Genomic DNA, 25,434 nt, shown 5'->3' with positions numbered 1-25,434 from the left:
ATGACATGCTCGTCATCGGCGGCGGGATCAACGGCGCGGGCATCGCGCGCGACGCGGCGGGGCGCGGCCTGTCCGTGCTCCTGTGCGAGCAGGACGATCTGGCCTCGCATACGTCATCGGCGAGCACCAAGCTGATTCACGGCGGCCTGCGCTACCTCGAGTACCGCGAATTCGGCCTCGTGCGCAAAGCGCTCCAGGAACGCGAAACGCTGCTGCGCGCGGCGCCGCACATCATGTGGCCGCTGCGCTTCGTGATGCCGCATATGCCCGATCTGCGTCCCGCATGGCTGATCCGCGCCGGACTCTTTCTCTATGATCACCTCGCGCGCCGCGAACTGTTGCCGGGCTCGCGCGGCATCGACATGCGCCGGCACCCGGCCGGCGGGCCGCTCGTCGATTCGATCCGACGCGGCTTCGTCTATTCGGACGGCTGGGTCGACGATGCGCGCCTCGTCGTGCTGAACGCGCTCGACGCGAGCGAACGCGGCGCGACGATCCTGACGCGCACGAAGCTCGTCGGCGCCGAAAGAACGAGTGGCGCGAGCGGCGAATGGCATGCGCGACTTTTGCGCGCCGACGGATCGACGATCACGGTGCGCGCGCGCTCGATTGTGAACGCGGCAGGGCCGTGGGTCGGCGAACTGCTGCGCGGTCCCCTGTCGCGCGGCAGCAATGCGAACTACAGCGTGCGGCTCGTGAAAGGCAGCCACATCGTCACGCGACGCCTGTTCGACCACGATCACGCGTACATCTTTCAGAACCCCGACAAGCGCATCATCTTCGCAATCCCATACGAGCGCGACTTCACGCTGATCGGCACGACCGATCTCGAGTACGGTGGCGATCCATCGAAAGTCGCTATCACCGAAGAAGAAACACGGTATCTGTGCGACTCGATCAATCGCTACTTCAAGAAGCCCATCGCGCCGCGCGACGTGTGCTGGACGTACTCGGGCGTGCGCCCGCTGCTCGAGGACGAAAGCGCTGACAACCCGTCGGCCGTGACGCGCGACTACCGGCTCGAACTCGACGCGCCTGCAGGCGAAGCGCCGCTGCTGTCGGTGTTCGGCGGCAAGATCACGACGTTTCGCAAACTCGCGGAAGAAGCCGTCGACGAACTCACGCGCGCGCTGGGCGATGTCAGACCGTCGTGGACCGCGCGCGCGCCGCTGCCTGGCGGCGATATCGCGGATGCCGATTTCGAGCGCTTCGCATCGCAGTTCCAGCAGCAGCACGCATGGCTTCCCGCCGACCTCGCGCGCCGCTATGCGCGCGCATACGGGACGCGTGCCGGACGCGTGACGGGTGCCGCGCGTTCGCTCGCCGATCTTGGACAGCGGTTCGCGCCTGGTCTTTATGAAGCGGAATTGCGCTATCTGCGCGAGACGGAATGGGCGACGACGGCACACGACGTGCTGTGGCGCCGCTCGAAGCTCGGGCTGCATGTCGAGCCGTGCGCGCTCGACAGCGTCACGCGAGAAATCGACGCATGGTTCGCCCGCGTGCCGTCGAAGCAGCACGCCTGAACGAGGCCGGTCCACAGCCGATCGAAAGCGCTTGCGCGCGCCGCCACGTCGCATGCAACAATCCGCGCAAGCACGTCGCTTTCGCGCGACCCGGGCGCAATGCAGCGCCCGTCCAACAAGATACGCATGGAGAAGACAATGCAGGATCAGTACATCCTGGCGCTAGATCAGGGCACCACCAGTTCGCGCGCGATGCTGTTCGACCGCAACGGCAACGTCGTCTCGGTGGCGCAGAAGGAGTTTCAGCAGATCTATCCGCGTCCGGGCTGGGTCGAGCACGATCCGCAGGAAATCTGGTCGACGCAGGCAGGCGTCGCCGCCGAGGCCGTCACACGCACCGGGCTGAACGGCACGTCGATAGCCGCGATCGGCATCACGAACCAGCGCGAGACGACTATCGTCTGGGATCGCGAAACGGGACATCCCGTCTACAACGCGATCGTCTGGCAGGACCGGCGCACCGCCGACTTCTGCGACCAGTTGAAGGCGCAAGGCCTCGAAGACATGGTGCGCGCGAAGACGGGCCTGCCCATCGATTCGTACTTCTCCGCGACGAAGATCCGCTGGATTCTGGACAACGTCGAAGGCGCGCGCGAAAAGGCGAAGCAAGGCAAGCTCGCGTTCGGCACGGTCGACAGCTGGCTCATGTGGAATTTCACGAAACACGGGCTGCATATCACCGACGTGACGAACGCTTCGCGCACGATGCTCTTCAACATCCATACGCTGCAATGGGACGACGAACTGCTCGACGCGTTCGACATTCCGCGCAGCATGCTGCCCGAAGTGCGTCCGTCGTCCGAGGTGTACGGGCCGACGAAAACGACCGTGTTCGCGTCGACGATTCCGCTCGCGGGCATCGCCGGCGATCAGCACGCGGCCCTTTTCGGCCAGATGTGCACGCGCTCGGGGATGGTGAAGAACACCTACGGCACCGGCTGCTTTCTCGTGATGAACACGGGCACGAAGCCGATCGAATCGAAGAACAATCTCGTGACGACGATCGCCTGGCAGATCGGCGATCAGGTTAACTACGCGCTCGAAGGCAGCATCTTTATCGCGGGCGCTGTCGTGCAATGGCTGCGCGACGGGCTTGGCGTCATCCGCAGCGCGTCGGAGGTCGAAGCGCTTGCGCGCGGCGTGCCGCATTCCGACGGCGTGTATCTCGTGCCCGCGTTCGCGGGTCTCGGCGCGCCGCACTGGAACGCGCGCGCTCGCGGCACGCTGTTCGGCGTCACACGCGGCACGACGTCCGCGCATATCGCGCGCGCGGCGCTCGATTCGATCGCGTATCAATCCGTCGACGTGCTGAAGGCGATGGAGGCGGATTCGGGCATTCACATCGACGAACTGCGCGTCGATGGCGGCGCTTGCGCGAACAATCTGCTGATGCAGTTCCAGGCCGATATTCTCGGCGTCGACACCGTGCGTCCGCAGGTCAGCGAAACGACGGCGCTCGGCGCCGCGTATCTCGCCGGTCTCGCTACGGGCTACTGGAAGGACATCGCCGAACTGCAAAGCCAGTGGAAGCTCGAACACCGCTTCTCGCCATCGATGCCCGCCGACGAAGCGAAAGCCTGCCTCGCCGGTTGGCAGCGCGCGATCCGCGCCGCCAAAGCGTGGGCCGATGCGACCTGATGCGGCCCCGCCGCTTTTTGCACGCGTGCTTGCGTTAGCCCGCATGACCGCTTGACGCGTGAGGCTGCGAACCACGTATCATGTCGCTTTCAGCCCGCCCTGCGTGTCGTTTCATCGGCACGCCGACGCTTGCGGGCTGCGCTTTCCTTCAGTTTTTCCGCATGATCGATCATCTCATTTGCGACTGCGACGGCGTGCTCGTCGACAGCGAAGTCATCGCCGACCGCGTGATGCACGACACGCTCGCCGCCGCGTTTCCGGCGCTAGATTTCCAGGAGATCTGCAAGACGGCTTTCGGCCAGCAGACCTCGCGCTTTTTGAAGAGCGTCGAAGCGGCCTTCGATATCGTGCTGCCCGCCGACTTTCTTCAAACCGTCGAGGCGAACGTCGAGGCGGAGTTTGCTTCGTCGCTTTCCGCGATCAGCGGCGTGCGCGATGCGTTGCAGCGCGTGACGCTGCCTGCCGCCGTCGTGTCGAATAGCCATATGGCGCGCGTCAGCGCATCGGTGCGCCGTGCCGGGCTCGCCGAGATTTTCGGGCCGCGCGTGTTCAGCGCCGAGCAGGTCCCGCGCCCGAAGCCTTACCCCGACGTGTACCTGTTCGCCGCGCAACAGCTCGGCGTCGATCCGTCGCGCTGCATCGTCGTCGAGGATAGCGTCGCGGGCTTGAACGCGGCGCGCGCGGCGGGCATGAAGACGATTGCGTTCGTCGGCGCGAGCCACATTCCCGATGGTTACGCCGACGTGCTGCGCAATATGGGCATCACGCGGATCATGCAGCACATGGACGAACTGCCCGCGCTGATCGATGCAGGCATGCGCGGAGAGTTTGGCGACGTGCAGTCGTAGCGCCTGATACGGCGCCGTCGCACGCGATCGAATGCCGCGCTCGCTTCGAACAAAAAGGCCCGCGTATCGTCACGCGGGCCTTTTCACTTCGACTGAACGCTTCGCCGTATCACGCTTCGTCGGCGCACAGTTCACGCGCCGACGCTAGCACCCGGCGAAACTCGACCAGCTCCGCGATCGTCAGCATCGGCATATCGTGCTTTGCGGCGAACCGTTCGACGTCCGCGCCGCGCATCATCGTGCCGTCGGCGTTCATCAGTTCGCACAGCACGCCTGCGGGCTTCAGCCCGGCGAGCGTCACCAGATCGACTGTTCCTTCCGTGTGGCCGCGGCGCGCCAGCACGCCGCCCGGCATCGCGCGCAGCGGATACACGTGGCCCGGACGCACGATGTCCGAAGGCTTCGCGTGATCGGCGATCGCGGCGCGGATCGTCGTGATGCGGTCGGCCGCCGACACGCCCGTCGACACGCCCTCGCGCGCCTCGATCGATACCGTGAACGCTGTCGTATTGCGGCTTTCGTTGTGAATCGTCATCGGCGGCAGATCGAGCGCGCGCACCCTCTCGTCGGTGAGGCACAGGCAGACGATGCCGCTGCATTCGCGGATGAAGAGCGCCATCATCTCGACGCTCATCCGCTCGGCGGAAATGATCAGATCGGCTTCGTTCTCGCGATCATGGTCGTCCTGAAGCACGACGGCGCGGCCTTCGCGCAGCGCGGCAAGCGCGGCGGCGATACGCGGCGGAACGGGTTCGGTGGCAAGCAGGGGGAGATCGGCCGTGGCGTCGTCAGCGACGATGGGCGAAGCGGGCCAGACAGATGCAGCAGACCGGGATACAACGGACATGTGAAACGCTCCTCGCAAGAGTGTGGGCGAAAAACGTTTCAGGGCATTGCAAACAGACAAACGCGCCCTGCGGGCCGCGAGCGCGCGTCCATCCATCGACGGACGACACACCCGCGCCGCTCGCGACAACGAGCAGCACGGCAGGCAGGAACAGTCAGATGACTATCTGCACATCTTCTTCCATCCGGACTTTGACCGTCGGCTCTGGCCTCTCACCAGATCTGCTGACCCTGCGACGAAACGACGATGCAGGCGCTCGCGGGCTCGCAGACTCGCGCGCGATGATGCGCGCCGCCTGCATACCGCCGGTGGGGAATTTCGCCCCGCCCTGAAGACGTACTGATTGCCGGAACGATCCGGCTCGCAGAGCATACAACAACCGTGCGCGGCGTGCAGCCCGCCCGTACTGGATGGTTCACGCTTCGGAATGAGCGCGCGCGGGCGGCGCATCTTCCGTGACGTCCTTCGCAGATTCTTTCGCGACCTCCCAGCGCGGCGGCGTCTCCGCGTTCACTGTCACGCGAAACGCGCGCGCTTCCGTGTCGCCGGGATTGCGCAGGCTGTGCGGCTGATCGGCATCGAAGACGATCGAATCGCCCGTCGCGAGCAACTGGCGGCGCTCGTGCACGCTGACCTCGATCGTCCCCACGCTGACGACGAGATTCACCGTCGTCCCCGGCGCGCGGCGCGTGCCCGGCTCGGTGTGCAGCGGCGCGATGCGCAACTCGTGGAACTCGGCCGTCGACGGCTCGGCGTCGGGATACAGCGCGCGCGTCCAGAATCGGCCATTCGATGTCACCACGCGCGCGGTGCTGTCCGCGGGCAAGTGCTCGAAGCCGTTCACGGCATGCTGGCGCAGGAACGCCGCCACCGACACCTTCAACGCCGCCGCGACCTTGCACAGCACCTTGATCGACGGCACGCTGCGCGCCGATTCGATCTGCGCGAGCATCGCGCGCGAAACGCCTGACGCGCGGGCCAATGCATCGAGCGACAACTGACGTTCGGCGCGCAGCCGCGCGAGATTCACGCCGACGCGATATTCGAGCGCATCGAACTCCGACGCGCGTGCTTCATCATGTGCGTGCGGCACATCGTCTTGACCGTGATGACTGCCGGAACCGTCGGATGCGCGGTCGCGCACGAGCGCAAGCGGTGATTGCATGGTTGCCTCCTGACACCCCGCGGCAACGCGGAGCAAGCATGAATGGAGGCAAGCCTAGCACCCGGCTTTCACGCGCCCAACGAAGTTATCTTCACACTGTTATCACGATCGCAGAGGACGCTTATGCGCTGGCGTGCGATGCGAACAGCAAGTGTCGCTGGCGGCAGCCGGCGCGTCTTTATGGCTTGCGGCGCGTCCTGCGCGTCGAGAAGCGTTGCTCATCGAATGCGCCCAAACGCGGCGCAATCGAACAACCGGCCAATGCAAAAGCGCGGCCACGATCTTGGCCGCGCATCGACTTGCAACGTACCGCTCAAGCCCGCTCGCGCACTTCCCGCGCAACGACAGCCGCAGGCGCATCCATCCGCGCGGCGATCCACGTCACGGCGAGCGCCGCGAGCGCGACGATGGCCGCCACATACGGCAGCGCATCGAGCCCATAACCATGACCGATCGCGAGCCCGCCGAGCCACGCGCCGCCCGCATTGCCGACATTGAACGCGCCGATGTTGAGCGTCGACGCGAGATTCGGCGCAGCCTTCGCCTTCTCGACGACGCGCATCTGCAGCGGCGGCACCGTCGCAAACGCCGCGATGCCCCAGACGAACACGGTGACGGCGGCCGCGATCTGCGAGTGGCTCGTATGCGCAAACACGGCCATCACGACGGCGAGCGCGATCAGAATGCCCATCAGCGACGGCATCAGCGAGCGGTCCGCGAGCTTGCCGCCGATCGTGTTGCCGACCGTCAGACCCACGCCGAACAGCACGAGGATCAGCGTGACGCCGTGCGGCGTGAAGCCGCTCACCTGTTCGAGGATCGGCGCGATGTACGTGAACACGACGAACACGCCGCCGAAGCCGAGCACCGTCATCGTCAGCGCGAGCCACACTTGCGGCTCTTTCAGCACGCGCACTTCGTGACCCAGCCCCGCCGGCCCCGTATCGTGACGGTTCGGCACGAGCGCAGTCACGCCGAGAAACGACAGCACGCCAAACGCGGCGACGATCCAGAACGCGACGCGCCAGCCGAACTGCTGGCCGATGAACGTGCCGAACGGCACGCCGAGCACGTTCGCGAGCGTGAGTCCCGTGAACATCAGCGCGATCGCGCTCGCACGCTTTTCCTGCAGCACGAGCGACGCGGCCACCACCGCGCCGATGCCGAAGAACGAACCGTGCGCGAACGACGTCACGACGCGCGCGACCATCAGCATCGGATAGTCGGATGCAATCGCGCACAGCACGTTGCCGGCGATGAACACGCCCATCAGCAGCTGCAGCGCGAGCTTGCGTGGCAACTTGCTGGTGACGACGGCGAGCAGCGGCGCGCCGACGGCCACGCCGAGCGCATAGCCGCTGACGAGCAATCCGGCAGATGGAAGCGACACGGACAGGTCTTTCGCCACTTCGGGCAGCAAGCCCATGATGACGAACTCCGTCGTGCCGATGGCGAATGCGCTGATCGCGAGCGCAAGCAAGGGGATAGGCATGTGAGACTCCAGACGACGATTCAGAAGGACGCGCGCCGGACATTGCGCGCCGCCGTCACGAATTCGATGACGACAGCGGACGCCAGCGCGACGAACAGTTGCACTTCACCCGTGAGCGGCACATCGGCGGTCTGATACGCGACGCCCGCCGCCTCCAGCCGCGCGAGCAGCGCATGCCACTCGTCGCTGCCGTCGAGACGGAACGCGATGTGGTCGATACGCGGACTCGCGCGGCCCGAGTGGTGCGGCAGCGTCGAATCGACGAGATGGATCACGGGGCGGCCATCCGCGGGGCGGCCGTCGGCATACAGCCAGTACCCGCCGACGCCGAACGGCGGCCGAGCCCCTTCCGTCAGCCCGACGACATCGACAAAGAACTGCCGTGTGGCGTCGAGATCAGGAGTGACGATCGTCGCGTGGTCGAGATGCATGATGCGGACTCCGGGTAAACGCGGATTTCGCGTTTTTCAGCGTCGGATTGTCCGCGCACAGCGCATTTTTGATAATTGGCGTACCATTTGAAGGATTTTCAAACGATTCTGAATAATGACCGACAATCTGGGCGATATTCGCCTCTTCGTCGAAGCGGCGCAGCTGGGCAGCCTGTCGGCGGCGGGCCGCAAGCTCGGCTTGACGCCGGCAGCCGCCAGCGCGCGCCTCGCGAAGCTCGAAGGCGGACTGAAGGCGCGGCTTTTCGAGCGCACGACGCGGCAACTGCGTCTCACCGACGAGGGCCGCCTCTATCTGAATTGCTGCCAGCAGGCGCTGCGCGCGCTCGACGACGCCGAAGCCGCGTTGCAGGAGGGCCAGAATGCGGTGCGCGGCAAGGTGCGCATTTCCGCGACGTCCGATTTCGGCCGCAATCTGCTGATGCACTGGCTCGACGAATTCAACGTGCTTTACCCGGACGTCACGTTCGCGCTGACGCTGTCCGACTCGCTGTCGAATCTGGTCCAGGAAGACATCGATCTCGCGATCCGCTTCGGCGTGCCGCAGGACAGCTCGCTCGTCGCGCGCCGGCTGGCGCCGAATCCGCGCGTGCTGTGCGCGTCGCCGGAATACATCGCGCGGCGCGGCGAGCCGAAAGATCCGCTCGATCTGGCGCGCTTCGACTGCATCGTGCTCGGCACGGCGTCGGGGCCCGTCAACGAATGGCGCTTCACGCGCGGCATCGAAACCGTCACCTACACGGTTCCGCTCGAATCGGCGCGCGAAACCAACGACGGCGCCGTCGCCCGCGAATGGGCGCTGCGCGGCTACGGCATCGTGATCAAGTCGATGTGGGACGTCGAAGCGGACCTGAAAAGCGACGGCCTGCGCGTGCTGTTGCCCGACTGGCGCTACCCCGATGCGCCGCTGCACGCGCTGTATCACCGCAACCGTTTCATGGCGCCGCGCGTGCGCGTGCTGCTCGATTTTCTCGCCGGCCGTTTCGCGACGGTGACGGGCGAACTGGAAGCGCAATTCGGCCTGCCGCGCCCGTCGGACAGCGAGTGAACATCCGCACGTGGCGCGCGAAAAACGCCTGCACGGATGCGAAAACCATCGGCCGACGCGCCCCCGGACGCGTAGCGACCACGGCGGTACGCGGCGCGCGAAAAACGCCTGCACGGATGCGAAAACCATCGGCCGACGCGCCCCCGGACGCGTAGCGACCACGGCGGCACGCCGCCAAAGCCCCACGCGGCAAAGGGCTATAATGTTGGACTACGCTGTAAAAACGCGCTTTGGGCTGGCCAGGCCCCGATTCTCGCGCGCCCGGGCGCCGCGCGTTTTTGTCTCTTCACCTTTTATTGACGCCCCCAGGTTAACCACTGCGACCGGCGAACACTCGATGACCAAGAAAGTTTATGTAAAGACCTTTGGCTGCCAGATGAACGAGTACGACTCCGACAAGATGGTCGACGTACTCGGCGCGGCTGAAGGCCTCGTCAAGACCGACAACCCCGAAGACGCCGACGTCATTCTGTTCAACACATGCTCGGTGCGCGAAAAGGCGCAGGAGAAAGTCTTCTCCGATCTCGGCCGCGTGCGCGAACTTAAAGAAGCAAACCCGAATCTGCTGATCGGCGTCGGCGGCTGCGTGGCGAGCCAGGAAGGCGCGTCGATCGTCTCCCGCGCGCCGTACGTCGACCTCGTGTTCGGTCCGCAAACTTTGCACCGTCTGCCACAGATGATCGACCAGCGCCGCGCGAGCGGCCGTCCGCAAGTCGACATCACGTTCCCGGAAATCGAGAAGTTCGATCACCTGCCGCCCGCGCGCGTCGAAGGGCCGAGCGCGTTCGTATCAATCATGGAAGGCTGCAGCAAGTACTGCAGCTATTGCGTCGTGCCGTACACGCGCGGCGAGGAAGTGTCGCGTCCGCTCGACGACGTGCTGACGGAAATCGCCGGCCTCGCCGATCAGGGCGTGCGCGAAGTGACGCTGCTCGGCCAGAACGTGAACGCTTACCGTGGAAAATTCGGTGGCGCGACGACGCCCGGCTCGAATGAAATCGCCGACTTCGCGACGCTGATCGAATACGTCGCGGAGATTCCGGGCATCGAACGGATTCGCTATACGACGTCGCATCCGAAGGAATTCACGCAGCGCCTGATCGACACCTACGCGAAGGTGCCGAAGCTCGTGAACCATCTGCATCTGCCCGTGCAGCACGGCTCCGACCGCATCCTGATGGCGATGAAGCGCGGCTACACCGTGCTCGAATACAAGTCTGTGATCCGCCGGCTGCGCGCGATCCGCCCGGACCTGTCGCTGTCGACGGACATGATCGTCGGCTTCCCCGGCGAGACGGAAGAAGACTTCGACAAGATGATGCAGCTCGTGCACGACATGAGCTACGACACGAGCTTCTCGTTCATCTACAGCCCGCGTCCCGGCACGCCCGCCGCGAACCTGCACGACGACACGCCGCGCGAAGTGAAGCTGCGTCGCTTGCAGCACCTGCAGGCGACCATCGAAGAAAACGTGCAGCGTATCAGCGCGGCGATGGTCGGCAAGGTCGAGCGCATTCTGGTCGAGCGCCCGGCGCGCAAGGACCCGAACGAGCTCGCGGGCCGCACCGAGAACAACCGCGTCGTGAACTTCCCCGCGCCGCTGGAATCGCATGCGCGCCTGATCGGCCAGATGATCGACGTGAAGATCGTGCATGCCTATCCGCACTCGCTGCGCGGCGAACTCGTGATGGTTCACGACACGGCGCCCGCCACTCATTAAGCCGTAGCGCACCGACAGGATCGAATATCAGCCTTGAAGACCACTCAGCAACATCTGGAATTCACTGCGCCGCGCGACGATAACGCGCGGCTCGCCAACCTCTGCGGCCCCCTCGACGAGAACCTGAGGCAGATCGAACAGGCACTCGACGTCACGCTGCAACGCCGCGGACACCGCATCAGCATTCGCGGGCGCGGCGCGAAAGTCGCGCTCAATGCGCTCGAAAACTTCTACAACAGCGCGCGCGATCCGCTCTCCGTCGACGATATCCAGCTCGCGCTCGTCGAAGCGCGTCATCCGGGCAACAACGGGCGCCCGAACGGCGGGAACGGTGACACGGAAGAACTCGATACGCGTTTTCGCGGCGACCCCGATCATCCGTTCGACGAACCGGCGCATGAAGACGACGACGAAGTTGAAGAACTCGGCCCGAAGCTGTACACGCGGCGAGCCGACCTGCGCGGCCGCACGCCCGCGCAGCGCGAGTATCTGAAGCAGATCGTCTCGCACGACGTGACGTTCGGCGTCGGCCCGGCGGGCACGGGCAAGACTTACCTCGCCGTCGCTTGCGCCGTCGATTCGCTGGAGCGCGATCAGGTCAAGCGCATCGTGCTGACGCGCCCCGCCGTCGAAGCGGGCGAGCGGCTCGGCTTCCTGCCCGGCGATCTGGCGCAGAAAGTCGATCCGTATCTGCGTCCGCTTTATGACGCGCTTTACGATCTGCTCGGCTTCGACAAGACCGCGAAGATGTTCGAGCGCCAGATGATCGAAATCGCGCCGCTCGCGTACATGCGCGGCCGCACGCTCAATCACGCGTTCATCATTCTCGACGAAGCGCAGAACACGACGCCCGAGCAGATGAAGATGTTCCTCACGCGTATCGGCTTCGGCTCGAAGGCGGTCGTCACGGGCGATACGACGCAGGTCGACTTGCCGCGCGGCCACAAGAGCGGGCTGATCGAAGCGCAACAGGTGCTCGCGAACGTGCGCGGCATCGCGCTCACGCGCTTCACGAGCGCAGACGTGGTGCGGCATCCCCTCGTCGCGCGGATCGTCGAGGCGTACGACGCGCACTCGCAGAGAGAAGCGAGTGCGGCCGACGCGCCCGGCGCCGCCCGGTGACACGGACATGACCGGTACCAAGAACCCCGCATGAGCCGCGCCCCGAAACTGTCGCTGAACCTGCAATTTCCCGCTGGAAAAGCGTGGCCCGAGCACAAGGCGCTGTTGCCCAAGGCAACCGTCGCCGCGTGGATCAAGGCCGCGCTTTTCGCCGACGCCGAGCTGACCGTGCGTTTCGTCGATTCGGACGAAGGCCGCACACTGAACCGCACATATCGCGGCAAGGACTACGCGACCAACGTGCTGACCTTCGCGTACGCGGAATCGGAGGACGATCCCGTGACAGGCGACCTGATCCTGTGCTGCCCCGTCGTCGAGAAAGAAGCGAACGAACAGGGCAAGCCGCTCGAGGCGCACTACGCACATCTGCTCGTCCACGGCACGCTGCACGCCCAGGGCTACGACCACGAGCAAGAGGACGAAGCCGAAGAAATGGAAGCGATCGAAACCGAAGTGCTCGGCAAGCTCGGCTTCCCCGATCCGTACGAATGACGCTCGACGCAGCACCAGGCGACAGAGCCGGCATCGCCGCCCCGTCCCGCAGATCGCAGGCTCCGAACTTTAGTCCAGCCGCTCATCGATCGAAACCAACGTGAGCCAGCCCCTTTCCTCACCGACGCCGCTCCAGCCCTGCCCCGGCTATCCGCCGTCGCTCGGCGAGTCGCGCCTGCTGACGGACGACGAGCTGCGCGCGTCGCTCGATTGCTCGCTGCGCGGCTGGGACGGCAAGCGCGACCTGTGGCTCTTCGGCTACGGCTCGCTGATCTGGAACCCCGGCCTGCCGACCGTCGAGGCGATGCGCTCGCGCGTGCACGGCTATCATCGCGGGCTGTATCTGTGGTCGCGGGTCAATCGCGGCACGCCGGAGCAGCCCGGCCTCGTGCTCGCGCTAGATCGCGGCGGCTCGTGCAGCGGCATCGCGTTCCGGCTCACGGCGGAAGGCGCAATGCCGCATCTCGAAGCGCTATGGCGCCGCGAAATGGCGATGGGCTCGTACCGTCCCGCGTGGCTGCCGTGCATGCTCGGCGACGGACGGCGCATCGAAGCGCTCGCGTTCGTGATGCGTCGCGACGTTCCGTCGTACACGGGCAAGCTTTCCGACGAAGTGGTGAGAACGGTGCTCGGCTGCGCGTCAGGCCGCTACGGCACGACGCTCGACTACGTGAGCCGCACCGTCGAAGCGCTGCGCGAAAGCGGCATGCCCGATCGCGCACTCGAGGCGCTGCTTGCGCGCTGCCGCAAGTGAGCGCTGCGCCGCCGCGCGTGGAAATGCGTCGACGCGCGTCGGACTAGCGGGCATACAAAGCTCGCCGAAAGGAAGCGGCGGCAATTTTGACCATACGCCCCCGGCGCTCCGATATCAGTTAGGATAAAAGCGAGCGTCATCCCGCCGGACGTCTTTGCCATCAAACGGCAACAACCGCGCGCCGGGAACTGCGCTTTGCACCGCCTCGTGCGCCGGGACACGGTCCTGCCATGAGCGTGGTGTATCCTTAACGCTCTGCAACAGCGCGCCCGGCTTTTCGGGGCGCACCACCATGAACGGCACGTATCCCAGTCGACGCCATACCAGCGACAAACCCCAAGAAAAACGCTCGCTCCTTGAGCGATTGACCGATTTCATCTCGCCCGAGCCCGATTCTCGCGGCGAACTCCTCGAAATCCTGCAGGACGCGCATGAGCGCAATCTGATCGACGCCGATTCGCTGTCGATGATCGAAGGCGTGTTCCAGGTTTCCGAGCTCTGCGCACGCGACATCATGATTCCGCGCGCGCAAATGGACGCGATCAACATCGCGGACTCCCCCGACGAATTCATCCCGTACATGCTGGAAAAGGCGCACTCGCGCTACCCGGTGTACGAGGGCAACCGCGACAACGTGATCGGCGTGCTGCTCGCGAAAGACCTGCTGCGCTACTACGCCGAAGACGAAGCCGACGTGCGCGGCATGCTGCGCCCCGCCGTGTTCATCCCCGAGTCGAAGCGACTGAACGTGCTGCTGCACGACTTCCGCGTGAACCGCAACCACATCGCGATCGTCGTCGACGAATACGGCGGCGTCGCGGGCGTCATCACGATCGAGGATGTGCTGGAGCAGATCGTCGGCGACATTGAGGACGAATACGATTTCGACGAGGAAAGCGGCAACATCATCGCGTCGCCGGACGGCCGCTTCCGCGTGCGCGCGCTGACTGAGATCGAGCAGTTCAACGAAGAGTTCGGCACGCACTTCTCCGACGAGGAAGTCGACACGATCGGCGGACTCGTCACGCACCATTTCGGACGCGTGCCGCATCGCGGCGAGAAGGTGAAGCTCGACGACCTGATCTTCGAAGTGCTGCGCGCCGATGCACGGCAGATCCACATGCTGCTCGTGCGCCGCGATCCGCTCGCCGGGCAGCGCGAACGCGACGCCCAGCACGTGCAAACCTGATTCCCCCTGGTTTTAATCAAGCCGACCACGCAACAATGGCCGACCCGATCACTTCCCGTCTGCGCCGCGGCGTGACACCCGACGCAGCCGATAGAGGCGCACGGGTGCTGCCGTGGTGGCACTACCTCACGGCCGCCGCCGTCGGCGCGCTCAACACGCTGTCGTTCGCGCCGACGCCGCATGGCGGCTGGCTCGAACTGGCGATCTTCGCTTTCTTCTTCGCGTGGGTCACACGCACGACGGGCTGGAGGAGCGCCGCCCTCACAGGCTTCGCGTTCGGCTTCGGCAACTACGTGACGGGCGTGTGGTGGCTGTACGTGAGCATGCACTTCTACGGCGGAATGGCCGCGCCGCTCGCGGGCACAGCGCTCGTGCTGTTCTCGATGTATCTGGCCGTCTATCCGGCGATCGCCGCGGGCATCTGGTCGTTCTGCGCGGGACACGCGCGCAACGGCAAGCTCGCCGACCTCCAGCCGTTTTCGCCGACCTGGCACGGCGCGTTCGCTTTCGCGAGCGCGTGGGCCATCGGCGAATGGCTGCGCGGCACGGTGTTCACCGGCTTTCCGTGGCTCGCGAGCGGCTATGCGCAGGTCGACGGGCCGTTTGCCGGATTCGCGCCCGTTGCGGGCGTGTACGGCGTCGGCTGGGTGATGGCGCTCGCCGCCGCGCTGATCGCGCAGGCCGTGCTGCGCTCGCGCGCGGCGTCGAACGGCGATGCGAAGGCTTCGCCACGTACCGCCCGCGTCGTCACGCCCGCCGCGATCGCCGTCGCGCTGATCGCAGCGGGCCTGCTGCTGCCGCTCGTCTCGTGGACGACGCCCGCGAACGCGCCGCTGACCGTGCGCCTGCTGCAAGGCAACGTGAAGCAGGACATGAAGTTCGAAGAGTCGGGCGTGAAGGCGGCCATCGACGAATACGAACGGATGATCACCGCGAAGCCCGCCGATCTCGTCGTCACGCCGGAAACCGCGATTCCCGTGCTCGCGCAGGCCATTCCCGAGTCGTTCGCGGTGGCCGTGCGCCGTTTCGCGGATTCGACGAATACGTCGATCCTGTTCGGCGCGATCGGCGGCACGATCACGGCGGAGGGCCACGTCGTCGATTACACGAACAGCCTGTTCGGCATCACGCCCGGCGAGGCGGGCGTGTACCGCTACGACAAGCATCATCTCGTGCCGTTCGGCGAGTTCGTGCCGTGGGGCTTTCGCTGGTTCGTGAGCCTGATGAGCATTCCCCTCGGCGATTTTGCGCGCGGCGCGCCCGTGCAAAAGCCGTTCGTCGTGCACAACCAGCCCATCGCCGTCGATATCTGCTACGAGGACATCTTCGGCGAGGAAATCGCGCGCACGGTGCGCGAGAGCGACACGCCCGCGGGCGTGCTCGTCAACTCGACGAATCTCGCGTGGTTCGGCAACACGATCGCGCTCGATCAGCACCTGCAGATCGCACGCATGCGCTCGCTCGAAACGGGCCGCCCGATGCTGCGCGCGACGAACACGGGCGCGACGGCCGCCATCGACGCGCGCGGCAACGTGATCGCGCGGCTGCCGACGTTCACGGAAGGCTCGATCGAGGCCGTCGTTCAGGGCACCACCGGCAAGACGCCGTACGTGACGAGCGGCAACAACACGGTGCTCGCGGCGTCGCTGCTGTTCCTCGCGTTCGGTTTTGCGTTCGGTCCGGGCCGCGACCGGTCGAACGGCAAGAACGGTAAAAACGGCGCGAGCGACAACGCAAAGCTCAATCGCGACGCCTGACAGGCTCGAAACAACGGGCGGCGCAACGACAATAAGCACAACGGCGCGCCCCCGTTGAGTCACCAGGCAATCACCAGGCCCCGGAAAGTCTCAAGCCACCGGCAATCCGGTAAAATTCAGGGTTTTACAGCACTGGGCCGCGCAACCGGCCGGCTGATTGATCGACGGCCAGCAAGGTCATCGCGTCACGCCAGCCGCACGGCATCCGCGTCCTGCCTGAAAGGCACCTTCAAGGCTCTTCATGCTCACGTTTCAGCAAATCATCCTGACGCTGCAATCCTATTGGGACAAGCAGGGTTGCGCGCTGCTCCAGCCGATCGACATGGAAGTCGGCGCGGGCACGTCCCACGTCCATACGTTCCTGCGCGCGATCGGCCCCGAGCCGTGGCGCGCCGCGTACGTCCAGCCGTCGCGCCGCCCGAAAGACGGCCGCTACGGCGAGAATCCGAACCGCCTGCAGCACTACTACCAGTATCAGGTGGTACTGAAGCCCGCGCCGGAAAATATCCTCGACCTGTACCTCGGCTCTCTCGAAGCACTCGGCTTCGACCTGAAGCAGAACGACGTGCGCTTCGTCGAGGACGACTGGGAAAATCCGACGCTCGGCGCATGGGGTCTCGGCTGGGAAGTGTGGCTCAACGGCATGGAAGTGACGCAGTTCACGTACTTCCAGCAGGTGGGCGGCCTCGACTGCAAGCCGGTGCTCGGCGAAATCACCTACGGTCTCGAACGCCTCGCGATGTATCTGCAGAAGGTCGAGAACGTCTATGACCTCATCTGGACCGAGTGGGAAGAAGATGGCCCGAATGGCCCCGAGCTGCGTCGCCTCACGTACGGCGACGTGTATCACCAGAACGAGGTCGAACAGTCGACGTACAACTTCGAGCAGGCGAACACCGATCTGCTGTTCACGTTCTTCAACAGCTACGAAGCCGAAGCGAAGCGCATGATCGAAGTGCCGCTCGCGTTACCCGCTTACGAGCTCGTGCTGAAGGCCGCTCACACATTCAACCTGCTCGACGCGCGCGGCGCGATCTCGGTGACGGAGCGCGCGGCGTATATCGGCCGCATTCGCGCGCTGTCGCGCCTCGTCGCGCAAGCGTATTACGACTCGCGCGAAAAGCTCGGCTTCCCGATGCTCGGCAATCCCGTGCACGGCGTGCCCGGCCTCACCACCGACGAACAGGACGCCGCGCTGCCCGCATGGGCGCCGCCGCTCAAAGTCGAACGCAAGATCGATCAGGAATGACGAGACCAAGAAGACATGACGCAATCCCATCAAGCCACCCTGCTCGTTGAACTGCTGACCGAGGAACTGCCGCCCAAAGCGCTCGCGCGTCTTGGCGATGCGTTCGCGGAAGGCATCGCGCAACGCCTCGCCGCGCGCGATCTGATCGAAGGCGAACTGTCGTTCCAGCGTTACGCGACGCCGCGCCGTCTCGCCGTGACCGTGAAGAACGTGCGCACTGTCGCGCCGGAAAAGCACGTGCGAGAAAAAGTGCTGCCCGTCTCCGTCGCGCTCGATGCGAACGGCCAGCCCACGCCGCCGCTCGCGAAGAAACTCGCGGCGCTCGGCTTCCCCGATTTCTCGGTGAACGATCTCGAACGCGCGAACGACGGCAAGGCCGATGCGTTCTTCCTGCGCTACGCGGCGCCCGGCGCGACGCTCGCCGAAGGACTGCAAGCCGCGCTCGACGAAACGCTCGCGAAGCTGCCCATTCCGAAGGTCATGACGTACCAGCGTCCGGACGGCTCGAACGTGCAGTTCGTGCGCCCCGTGCATCGCCTGACGGTGCTGCATGACAACCACGTCGTGCCCGTCACCGCGTTCGGCATCGATGCCGACGACACGACGCTCGGCCACCGCTTTCTGTCCGAAGGCTACGTGCAGATACAGCACGCGGATCATTACGCCGACACGCTGATGCACAAGGGTCACGTGGTGCCGAATTTCGCGGACCGCAAGGAAACGATCCGCACGCATCTGCTCGCGCAAGCGAACGGCGATCAGGTGGTGATGCCCGAGTCGCTGCTCGACGAAGTGACGTCGCTGGTCGAATGGCCCATCGTCTACGCATGCAAGTTCGAGGACGAGTTCCTGCAAGTGCCGCAGGAATGCCTGATCCTCACGATGCAGACGAACCAGAAATACTTCGCGCTCACCGATGCGAACGGCAAGCTGCGCTCGCGCTTCCTGATCGTGTCGAACATCGAGACGAAGACGCCTGTCGAGATTGTCGAAGGCAATGAGCGTGTCGTGCGTCCGCGTCTCGCCGACGCGAAGTTCTTCTTCGAGCACGACAAGAAGAAGCCGCTCGCCGAGCGTGTGCCGCAACTCGCGAACGTCGTCTATCACAACAAGCTCGGCTCGGCGCTGCAACGCGTCGAGCGCGTCGAAGCGCTGTCGGCCGTGATCGCGCAGATGATCGGCGCGGACGTCGCGCTCGCGAAGCGCGGCGCGCATCTCGCGAAGGCCGACCTGCTGACCGACATGGTCGGCGAATTCCCCGAGCTGCAGGGCACGATGGGCACGTACTACGCGCGCCACGACGGCGAGCCGGAAGAGGTTGCGCTCGCGTGCACGGAACACTATCAGCCGCGCTTCTCCGGCGACGCATTGCCGTCGACGGCGACGGGCACAGTCGTCGCGCTCGCCGACAAGCTCGAAACGATCGCCGGCATCTGGGGCATCGGCCTTCAGCCGACAGGCGAAAAAGATCCGTTCGCGCTGCGCCGTCACGCGCTCGGCGTGCTGCGCATTCTCGTCGAGAAGCAGTTGCCCGTCGATCTCGTCGAGTTGCTGCGCGCCGCTTACGCGCAATTCGCAAACGTACCGAACGTCGCCGATTCGACGCAGGCCATCTACGAGTTCTGCATCGACCGTCTGCGCGGCCTGCTGCGCGAGCGCGGCTATGCCGTCGGCGAAATCGATGCCGTGCTCGCGCTGAACCCGACGCGATTCGACGACGTCGTCGCGCGTCTCGACGCCGTACGCGAATTCGCGGCGCTGTCCGAAGCGGCATCGCTTGCGGCCGCGAACAAGCGCATCTCGAACATCCTGAAGAAGTCGGAGGGCGCGAAGGTCGACGGCGTGGATATCGCGTTGCTCATCGAAGCAGCCGAAAAGGCGCTGCATGCGCAACTCGAACAGGTCACGCCGCGCGTGCAGTCGCAACTGGCCGAGCGTCAGTACACGGGCGCGCTATCGGCGCTCGCGGCGCTGCGCGAACCCGTCGATACGTTCTTCAACGACGTGATGGTCAATGCCGAAGATCCGGCGCTGCGCGCGAATCGCCTTGCGCTGCTCGGCGCGCTGCATCAGCAGATGAACTGCGTCGCCGATATTTCTCGCCTCGCCGCCTGAGCACCACATCATGCCAATTAGCGCAAAGAAACTCGTGGTGCTCGACCGGGACGGCGTGATCAACGTCGACTCGGACGCGTACATCAAGTCGCCCGATGAGTGGGTTGCCCTGCCCGGCAGCCTCGAAGCGATCGCGCGGCTGAATCAGGCCGGCTATCGCGTCGCCATCGCGACGAACCAGTCGGGCATCGGCCGCGGTCTGTTCGACATGAACGCGCTCAACGCGATGCATCTGAAGATGCATCGCGCGGCGGCGGCTGTTGGCGGACGCATCGACGCGGTGTTCTTCTGCCCGCACACGGCGGAAGATCACTGCGAGTGCCGCAAGCCGAAGCCCGGCATGCTGAAGCTGATCGCCGAGCGCTTCGAGATCGAGCCGTCCGAAACGCCCGCAGTCGGCGATTCGCTGCGCGATCTGCAGGCGGCCACCGCGCTCGGTTTCGTCCCGCATCTGGTGCTGACGGGCAAGGGCAAGAAGACGCTCGCGGCAGGCGGTCTGCCCGAAGGCACGCGCGTGCATGACGACCTGCGTGCCTTCGCGCTCGATTTCCTCGCCGAAGAACAAGAATGACGCGCACGGGCGCGCTCTCATCTCACCGACCACACCGATGCGCTTCATCCGATCGCTGTTGCTGCTGATCTTCTTCGCGGTCTTCACGATTCCGTACGCGACCGCGTGCTTCTTCGCGTTTCCGTTCATGCGCGCCGACAACCGCTACTGGATGGCCGTCGGCTGGTGCCGCGTGACGCTCGCCGTCGTGCGCGTGCTGAACGGTATCCGCTACGAAGTGCAAGGCATGGAGAATCTGCCACGCGGTCCGGCCGTGCTGCTGTCGAAGCATCAGTCCGCATGGGAGACGGTCGCGTTCCCTGCGCTGATGCCGCGCCCGCTGTGCTATGTGTTCAAGCGCGAGCTGCTGTACGTGCCGTTCTTCGGCTGGGCGCTCGGCTTGCTGAAGATGGTTCACATCGACCGCAAGGAAGGCAAGAACGCGTTTGCGTCGGTGACGAGGCAGGGCGCGCACCGCCTGGCGGAAGGCGCATGGATCATCATGTTCCCCGAAGGCACGCGCACGCCGACGGGCAAGCAGGGCAAGTACAAGACGGGCGGCGCGCGCTTCGCAGTCGCGACGGGCACAGTCGTCGTTCCCATCGCGCACAACGCGGGGCGCGTGTGGCCCCGTAACTCGTTTACGAAATATCCGGGTATAGTCACAGTGTCGATCGGCAAACCGATCGACACCACCGGGCTCACGCCCGACGAAGTGAACACGCGCGTCGAAACGTGGATCGAAGCCGAAATGCGCCGCATCGATCCATCCGCTTATGGCGTCGAGCAGAATTCGCCCGCCGCCGCCCGTATCTGACGCGCCACGCCGCAACGGGCACGTGCAGCACGCGTGCCCCGCGCGACGTATCAGCGCGAAGTGAGTCCGATGCAGAAGTCTCCAAAGCCGCAGCCTGCTGCGGCGCTCGATAGCCGGCAACTCGATCTGCCGCTCTTCGACGAGCCGGGCCAGTCTGCCGCGCCGCCGCAGTCCAAGCCCGCCGTTCCCCTTGCTCCCGACGGTTCGAAACTGCGCAGCGTCACGCTCGGCGCGCGCACGCTGTATTACGCGTTGAAGCGCTCGTCGCGCCGCTCGATCGGCTTCGCGATCGACAGCACGGGGCTCACGATCACGGCGCCGCGCTGGGTCACGCTTACCGACATCGAAACGGCGATCTCCGAAAAACAGCGCTGGATTTTCACGAAGCTCACCGAATGGCAGACGCGCACCGAACAGCGCGTGATGCCGCGCGTCGACTGGAAAGACGGCGCCGAGCTGCCGTATCTCGGACAGACTGTGCGCGTGACGCTTGCTGCACCAAACGGCCTCGTCGCATTCGATGCGGAGCAGAACATGCTCGCGCTGCCGTTGCCCACGCACGCCGATCCGCAGCAGATCAAGGACCGCGTGCAAGGCTGGCTGCAAGGCGAGGCGAAGCGCATCTTCGGTGAACGCCTCGATGTGTATGCGCAGAAGCTGGGCGTCACGTATCGCGCGTATGCGTTGTCATCGGCGGCGACGCGCTGGGGCAGTTGTTCGAGCGACGGCAAGATCCGGCTGAACTGGCGGCTGATTCACTTCCCTCTGTCGATCATCGACTATGTGGCCGCGCATGAACTCGCGCATCTGCGCGAGATGAACCACAGTCCGCGTTTCTGGCAGACGGTCGAATCGATCTTCCCAGAGTTCAAGGAAGCGCGGCAGACGCTCAAGCATCATCCGCCTGAGTTGCTGCCTACGCTGTAAAGCAAAAGCGCCGGACTCATCATCCGGCGCTTTCGTTTTTACATCACGACTTCTTCTGAATGAATTCGATCTTGTAGCCGTCCGGGTCGGTGACGAACGCGATCACAGTCGTGCCGTGCTTCATCGGACCCGCCTCGCGCACCACCGTGCCGCCCTGCTGCTTGATCTTCTCGCATGCCGCATACGCATCGTCGACTTCGACAGCGAGGTGGCCGAATGCGTTGCCCATGTCGTACGACTCGGTGTCCCAGTTGTGCGTGAGCTCGATCACCGTGCCGTCTTTTTCGTCTTCGTAGCCGACGAAGGCGAGCGTGAACTTGCCTTCCGGATAGTCATTGCGGCGCAGCACTTTCATGCCGAGCAGCTCCGTGTAGAACTTGATCGAGCGGTCGAGATTGCCGACTCGAAGCATCGTGTGAAGAAGGCGCATCGTGTACTCCCCTGTTGCTTGGTGATGTCGAGGACGTAAATGTACAGAAAAAGCCGCGCGGCCGCAGACGGCGAAGTCGCGGCGTCGTCCTCGTTCGCGTGCGCCGCGTGCTCAGAACAGGTGCCGCAGCCCCGCCATCATGCCGATCTGCGAGCCCTTCTGTGCGAGGCCGACGCTGTTGACGCCCTGCAATTGTGCGCCGATCAGATCGCCGCGATACAGCGCGTAATCGGCTTCGAGATAGACGTCCGTGCGTTTGGACAAGTTGTAGTCGGCGACCAGCTGATACTGCCACGCGGAGCCGTCCTGCGCATGCGTCTTGCCGTCCTGCAAGGTCCGCCACACGTTCGCAGCGAAATGCCATGCGGCGCCCACCTGCTGCGTGATGCCGCCCAGTATCATGCGTCGGCGTGAGAAGTCCGTGTACTTCAGCGCGGCCAGCACGGGGGCCGTGAACGGTCCGTTCGCGAAGTTCGAAAAGCCCGGGTCGTTGCGGTTGACGATATAGCCGAGCGCGAAACGCGTCTGGTCCCATGTGTACGATGCGCCGAATGTCCACGCTTTCGCGGTGCTCCCGTTCACCGAATCGCGCGACTCCTCGTATGCGCCGCCGAAATTCACGGGCCCGCCGTGCGGCGTATAAGCGGCAGCCGCGCCGAACTGCGAGCCATAAGACGTATGCCCCGCGACGCCGCCGAACGCATAGGCCGCCGAGAACAGCAGGTCATGCGTGCGCGCCTGATACTGGACCTGATTGCTCGTCCAGATACCGCCCGACATCGTCACTTCGGGCTGGAAGCTGAAGTCGTACGGAATCCACGGATTGCTGCCGTAGCCGCCGATCGTGATGCCCTCGATCAGCACGTTCGGCATGCGCCCGAAGATCAGCTTGCCATACGACGACGACTGCACGCCGATCTGCGCTTCGTTGAAGAACGGCAGAGTCGGATCGCTCTGGCCGCTGTTGATGAAGATGCGATTTTCGAGCTTGAAGAAGGTGGACCAGCCGCCGCCCAGATCCTCGACGCCGCGCAAGCCCCAGCGGCTCTCCGACATGCCGCCGTTGCCGAGGCCCACGCTCGAATCGCCCTTCGTGTTCACATGCGTCATATAGCGGACGCTTTCGTCGACGATTCCGTATAGCGTGACGCTCGATTGCGCGTGCGCCGTCGTAGCCGTCAACATGGGCGCAAGCGCCGTGCAGGCGCAAAACAGAAGCCTCTTGCTCACCTTCGTCATACCGTCTCCTCAACCAGCATGCATTCGATTTGAATTGCCAGGGAAAGTCATCAAGCGGTGCGGCGGCCAGCGCGAACGGGCGAGCGCAGGCAAATGCGTAAGATTAATCTGTGTGATGCGTCAGAAAGATAAAAGAAAGCCCGCATGTTGCGGGCTGTCTACACTGATCCGTGCAAATGCAACGAGCGGCGTTGCATGATCTCCGGCTAACCGCCCGCTGCGCGCGAAACGGCCTGCGCGACGGCCACGTACTCTTCGACGGGCACGTCTTCCGCGCGGCGTTGCAAATCGAAGCCGAGCGCGTCGAAATCGACGGCATTGCGATAGCTCGTCAGCGTGTTGCGCAGCATCTTGCGACGCTGTGAGAACGCCGCCGTGACGAGGTTGCCGAGCGTCTTTTCATCGACGACGGGCAGCTCGTGCGGCGCGTACGGAATCATGCGGACGATGGCCGAATCCACTTTCGGCGGCGGCTGGAACGATTCGGGCGGCACGTCGAGCAGCTTGTCGATCACATAGCGGTACTGCAGCATCACCGAAAGCCGGCTGAACGCCTTGCTGCCCGGCTCCGCGACCATGCGCTCGACCACTTCGTTCTGCAGCATGAAGTGCTGATCGATCACGCGTTCGGCGAAAGCGGCAAGATGAAACAGCAGCGGACTCGAAATGTTGTACGGCAGATTGCCGACGATGCGCAGCGTCGGCTTGTCGCCTTCCGCCGCGAGCGAGCCGAAGTCGAACGCGAGCGCGTCGCCTTCGTGCAGTTCGAGCAGATCGCCGAACTTCTTCTTCAGACGGCCGATCAGATCGCGGTCCAGTTCGACGGCATGCAGCGGCGCTTCGGGCGTCGCAAGACGCTCGATCAGCGGCCCGGTGAGCGCGCCCAGCCCCGGCCCGATTTCGACCATGCGTTCGCCGCGTTGCGGACGGATCACGTCGACGATCGAATCGATGATGCCGAGGTCGACGAGAAAATTCTGTCCGAAGCGCTTGCGCGCGAAGTGGCCCTGGTGCTGTCTGCTTGAACTGTTGGACATCGAAGAAGCTTAAGAAAAAATCACGCGGCGCGGCGGTTGCGCGCCATGGAAACCGCGGTGTCGATCGCGGCGATCAGGCTGCCCGCATCCGCGCGGCCCGTGCCCGCGAGATCGAGCGCCGTGCCGTGATCGACGGAAGTGCGGATGATGGGCAGACCCAGCGTCACGTTGATGCCCTCGCCGAACGTCGCGTATTTGAGCACGGGCAGGCCCTGATCATGGAACATCGCGAGCACGCAATCGGCTTCGTTCAGATAGCGCGGCTGGAACAGCGTATCGGCGGGATACGGTCCACGCGCGTCGATGCCCTGGTCGTTGGCGAGCTTCAGCGCGGGCGAGATCACGTCGATCTCCTCGCGGCCGAGATAGCCGTTTTCTCCCGCATGCGGATTCAGGCCCGTGACGAGAATGCGCGGCGCGGGCAGGCCGAAATGATGGCGCAGATCGTGATCGATGATGCGCAGCGTGTCGACGAGCCCCTCGACGGTCAATGCCGCCGATACATCCTTCAAAGGCAGGTGCGTGGTCGCGAGCGCGACACGCAGCGGCCGCGCACCCGTGCCGGCGAGCATCATCACGACGTGCGGCGTGTGCGTACGCTCGGCGAGATATTCGGTGTGGCCGGTGAAGGGCACGCCTGCATCGTTGATCGTGCTCTTTTGCAGCGGCGCGGTGACGATTGCATCGAATGTGCCGGCGAGTGCGCCGTCGATCGCCGCGTCGAGCAGGCCGAGCACATACGGACCGTTTTTCGCGTCGAGCTTGCCCGCCTGCGCGGGCACGGCCAGCGCGTGATGCTGCGTCGCGATGCGGCGCCCCCGCTGCGCCGCCCAGTCGATGCCGACTGCCTTCGCGCGCTCGGCCAGCAGGCCGCTGTCGCCGAGCACCGTGAAGTGCGCATCGGGCCAGTGCGCGCCCGCCGCGGCGAGCGCCAGTGCCGTCAGTTCAGGACCGACGCCGGCCGGCTCGCCCGTGGTAATCGCGATTTTCAGCGGTGCGTTCGAGGGCTGATCAGCGGTCATG

At 64.9% G+C, this 25,434-nt stretch carries 23 protein-coding genes and 1 riboswitch; of the genes, 15 read left to right on the top strand and 8 right to left on the bottom strand.

The window, feature by feature from the left end; all coding sequences use genetic code 11:
* Positions 1-5 precede the first annotated feature (5 nt).
* From glpD to GCT13_RS04040, 3 genes are all read left to right on the top strand, one after another.
* Positions 6-1,526, top strand: coding sequence for a glycerol-3-phosphate dehydrogenase (glpD, locus tag GCT13_RS04050; protein ID WP_152755644.1), 1,521 nt, complete (start codon positions 6-8; stop codon positions 1,524-1,526).
* Between the two features lie 138 nt (positions 1,527-1,664).
* A complete protein-coding gene (glpK, locus tag GCT13_RS04045) occupies positions 1,665-3,164 on the top strand; it encodes a glycerol kinase GlpK (protein WP_152755643.1) in 1,500 nt (499 codons plus the stop codon).
* Positions 3,165-3,325: 161 nt separating this feature from the next.
* Positions 3,326-4,012 (top strand): HAD family hydrolase, encoded by a 687-nt coding sequence (locus GCT13_RS04040; protein ID WP_152755471.1) that lies wholly within the window; start codon positions 3,326-3,328, stop codon positions 4,010-4,012.
* A 109-nt stretch (positions 4,013-4,121) separates the two neighbouring features.
* On the opposite strand, the gene ribB is transcribed toward GCT13_RS04040, so the two are convergent.
* The 4 genes from ribB to GCT13_RS04020 form a co-directional block, all read right to left on the bottom strand.
* Positions 4,122-4,859: a 3,4-dihydroxy-2-butanone-4-phosphate synthase gene (gene ribB / locus GCT13_RS04035; RefSeq protein ID WP_152755470.1), complete on the bottom strand. Its 738-nt coding sequence runs from the start codon at positions 4,857-4,859 to the stop codon at positions 4,122-4,124.
* A 168-nt stretch (positions 4,860-5,027) separates the two neighbouring features.
* A riboswitch (FMN riboswitch) is annotated at positions 5,028-5,199 on the bottom strand.
* 75 nt (positions 5,200-5,274) lie between these two features.
* Complete coding sequence (locus tag GCT13_RS04030) at positions 5,275-6,024, bottom strand: helix-turn-helix domain-containing protein (RefSeq protein ID WP_152755469.1); 750 nt, start codon at positions 6,022-6,024, stop codon at positions 5,275-5,277.
* A gap of 313 nt (positions 6,025-6,337) precedes the next feature.
* Positions 6,338-7,516 carry an MFS transporter gene (locus tag GCT13_RS04025; protein ID WP_152755468.1) on the bottom strand — a complete coding sequence of 393 codons (1,179 nt, stop codon included), beginning with the start codon at positions 7,514-7,516 and terminating at the stop codon, positions 6,338-6,340.
* 20 nt (positions 7,517-7,536) lie between these two features.
* Positions 7,537-7,947 (bottom strand): VOC family protein, encoded by a 411-nt coding sequence (locus tag GCT13_RS04020; protein WP_152755467.1) that lies wholly within the window; start codon positions 7,945-7,947, stop codon positions 7,537-7,539.
* A gap of 115 nt (positions 7,948-8,062) precedes the next feature.
* On the opposite strand from GCT13_RS04020, the gene GCT13_RS04015 reads away from it, so the two are divergent.
* The 12 genes from GCT13_RS04015 (at position 8,063) to GCT13_RS03960 (ending at position 21,705) form a co-directional block, all read left to right on the top strand.
* A complete protein-coding gene (locus tag GCT13_RS04015; RefSeq protein ID WP_152755466.1) occupies positions 8,063-9,013 on the top strand; it encodes a LysR family transcriptional regulator in 951 nt (316 codons plus the stop codon).
* Positions 9,014-9,350: 337 nt separating this feature from the next.
* Positions 9,351-10,733, top strand: a complete 1,383-nt coding sequence (miaB, locus tag GCT13_RS04010) for a tRNA (N6-isopentenyl adenosine(37)-C2)-methylthiotransferase MiaB (RefSeq protein ID WP_152755465.1) — start codon at positions 9,351-9,353, stop codon at positions 10,731-10,733.
* Positions 10,734-10,766: 33 nt separating this feature from the next.
* The gene (locus GCT13_RS04005) at positions 10,767-11,855 is read left to right on the top strand and encodes a PhoH family protein (protein ID WP_152755464.1); all 1,089 of its coding nucleotides are present in this window, start codon (positions 10,767-10,769) and stop codon (positions 11,853-11,855) included.
* Positions 11,856-11,885: 30 nt separating this feature from the next.
* Positions 11,886-12,347 (top strand): rRNA maturation RNase YbeY, encoded by a 462-nt coding sequence (gene ybeY, locus GCT13_RS04000; protein ID WP_152755463.1) that lies wholly within the window; start codon positions 11,886-11,888, stop codon positions 12,345-12,347.
* Between the two features lie 100 nt (positions 12,348-12,447).
* Positions 12,448-13,101 (top strand): gamma-glutamylcyclotransferase, encoded by a 654-nt coding sequence (locus GCT13_RS03995; RefSeq protein WP_321574176.1) that lies wholly within the window; start codon positions 12,448-12,450, stop codon positions 13,099-13,101.
* 292 nt (positions 13,102-13,393) lie between these two features.
* A complete protein-coding gene (locus GCT13_RS03990) occupies positions 13,394-14,290 on the top strand; it encodes an HlyC/CorC family transporter (RefSeq protein ID WP_152755462.1) in 897 nt (298 codons plus the stop codon).
* 35 nt (positions 14,291-14,325) lie between these two features.
* Positions 14,326-16,047 (top strand): apolipoprotein N-acyltransferase, encoded by a 1,722-nt coding sequence (gene lnt / locus GCT13_RS03985; protein ID WP_152755461.1) that lies wholly within the window; start codon positions 14,326-14,328, stop codon positions 16,045-16,047.
* Positions 16,048-16,288: 241 nt separating this feature from the next.
* A complete protein-coding gene (gene glyQ / locus GCT13_RS03980) occupies positions 16,289-17,296 on the top strand; it encodes a glycine--tRNA ligase subunit alpha (RefSeq protein WP_152755460.1) in 1,008 nt (335 codons plus the stop codon).
* A 15-nt stretch (positions 17,297-17,311) separates the two neighbouring features.
* On the top strand, positions 17,312-19,411 hold the full coding sequence (glyS, locus tag GCT13_RS03975) for a glycine--tRNA ligase subunit beta (protein ID WP_152755459.1): 2,100 nt from the start codon (positions 17,312-17,314) through the stop codon (positions 19,409-19,411).
* Positions 19,412-19,421: 10 nt separating this feature from the next.
* Positions 19,422-19,982: a D-glycero-beta-D-manno-heptose 1,7-bisphosphate 7-phosphatase gene (gmhB, locus tag GCT13_RS03970; protein WP_152755458.1), complete on the top strand. Its 561-nt coding sequence runs from the start codon at positions 19,422-19,424 to the stop codon at positions 19,980-19,982.
* A 37-nt stretch (positions 19,983-20,019) separates the two neighbouring features.
* Positions 20,020-20,778, top strand: a complete 759-nt coding sequence (locus GCT13_RS03965; RefSeq protein WP_152755457.1) for a lysophospholipid acyltransferase family protein — start codon at positions 20,020-20,022, stop codon at positions 20,776-20,778.
* A gap of 69 nt (positions 20,779-20,847) precedes the next feature.
* A complete protein-coding gene (locus tag GCT13_RS03960; RefSeq protein ID WP_152755456.1) occupies positions 20,848-21,705 on the top strand; it encodes a M48 family metallopeptidase in 858 nt (285 codons plus the stop codon).
* Between the two features lie 43 nt (positions 21,706-21,748).
* Here GCT13_RS03960 and gloA read toward each other — a convergent pair whose 3' ends face one another.
* The 4 genes from gloA to pdxA form a co-directional block, all read right to left on the bottom strand.
* Positions 21,749-22,135 (bottom strand): lactoylglutathione lyase, encoded by a 387-nt coding sequence (gloA, locus tag GCT13_RS03955; protein WP_087734069.1) that lies wholly within the window; start codon positions 22,133-22,135, stop codon positions 21,749-21,751.
* A 111-nt stretch (positions 22,136-22,246) separates the two neighbouring features.
* The gene (locus GCT13_RS03950; protein WP_152755455.1) at positions 22,247-23,374 is read right to left on the bottom strand and encodes a porin; all 1,128 of its coding nucleotides are present in this window, start codon (positions 23,372-23,374) and stop codon (positions 22,247-22,249) included.
* Positions 23,375-23,580: 206 nt separating this feature from the next.
* Positions 23,581-24,411, bottom strand: a complete 831-nt coding sequence (gene rsmA / locus GCT13_RS03945; RefSeq protein ID WP_152755454.1) for a 16S rRNA (adenine(1518)-N(6)/adenine(1519)-N(6))-dimethyltransferase RsmA — start codon at positions 24,409-24,411, stop codon at positions 23,581-23,583.
* 20 nt (positions 24,412-24,431) lie between these two features.
* Entirely contained in the window at positions 24,432-25,433 is a 1,002-nt protein-coding gene (gene pdxA / locus GCT13_RS03940; RefSeq protein WP_152755453.1) for a 4-hydroxythreonine-4-phosphate dehydrogenase PdxA, read from the bottom strand.
* Between the last annotated feature and the right edge of the window lies 1 nt (position 25,434).

It is taken from the genome of Paraburkholderia franconis (assembly GCF_009362735.1).
GTDB classification, from domain to species: Bacteria; Pseudomonadota; Gammaproteobacteria; order Burkholderiales; family Burkholderiaceae; genus Paraburkholderia; species Paraburkholderia franconis.
The sequence above is the reverse complement of the archived record's forward strand: the minus strand, read 5'-3'. Positions and strand labels throughout refer to the sequence as shown.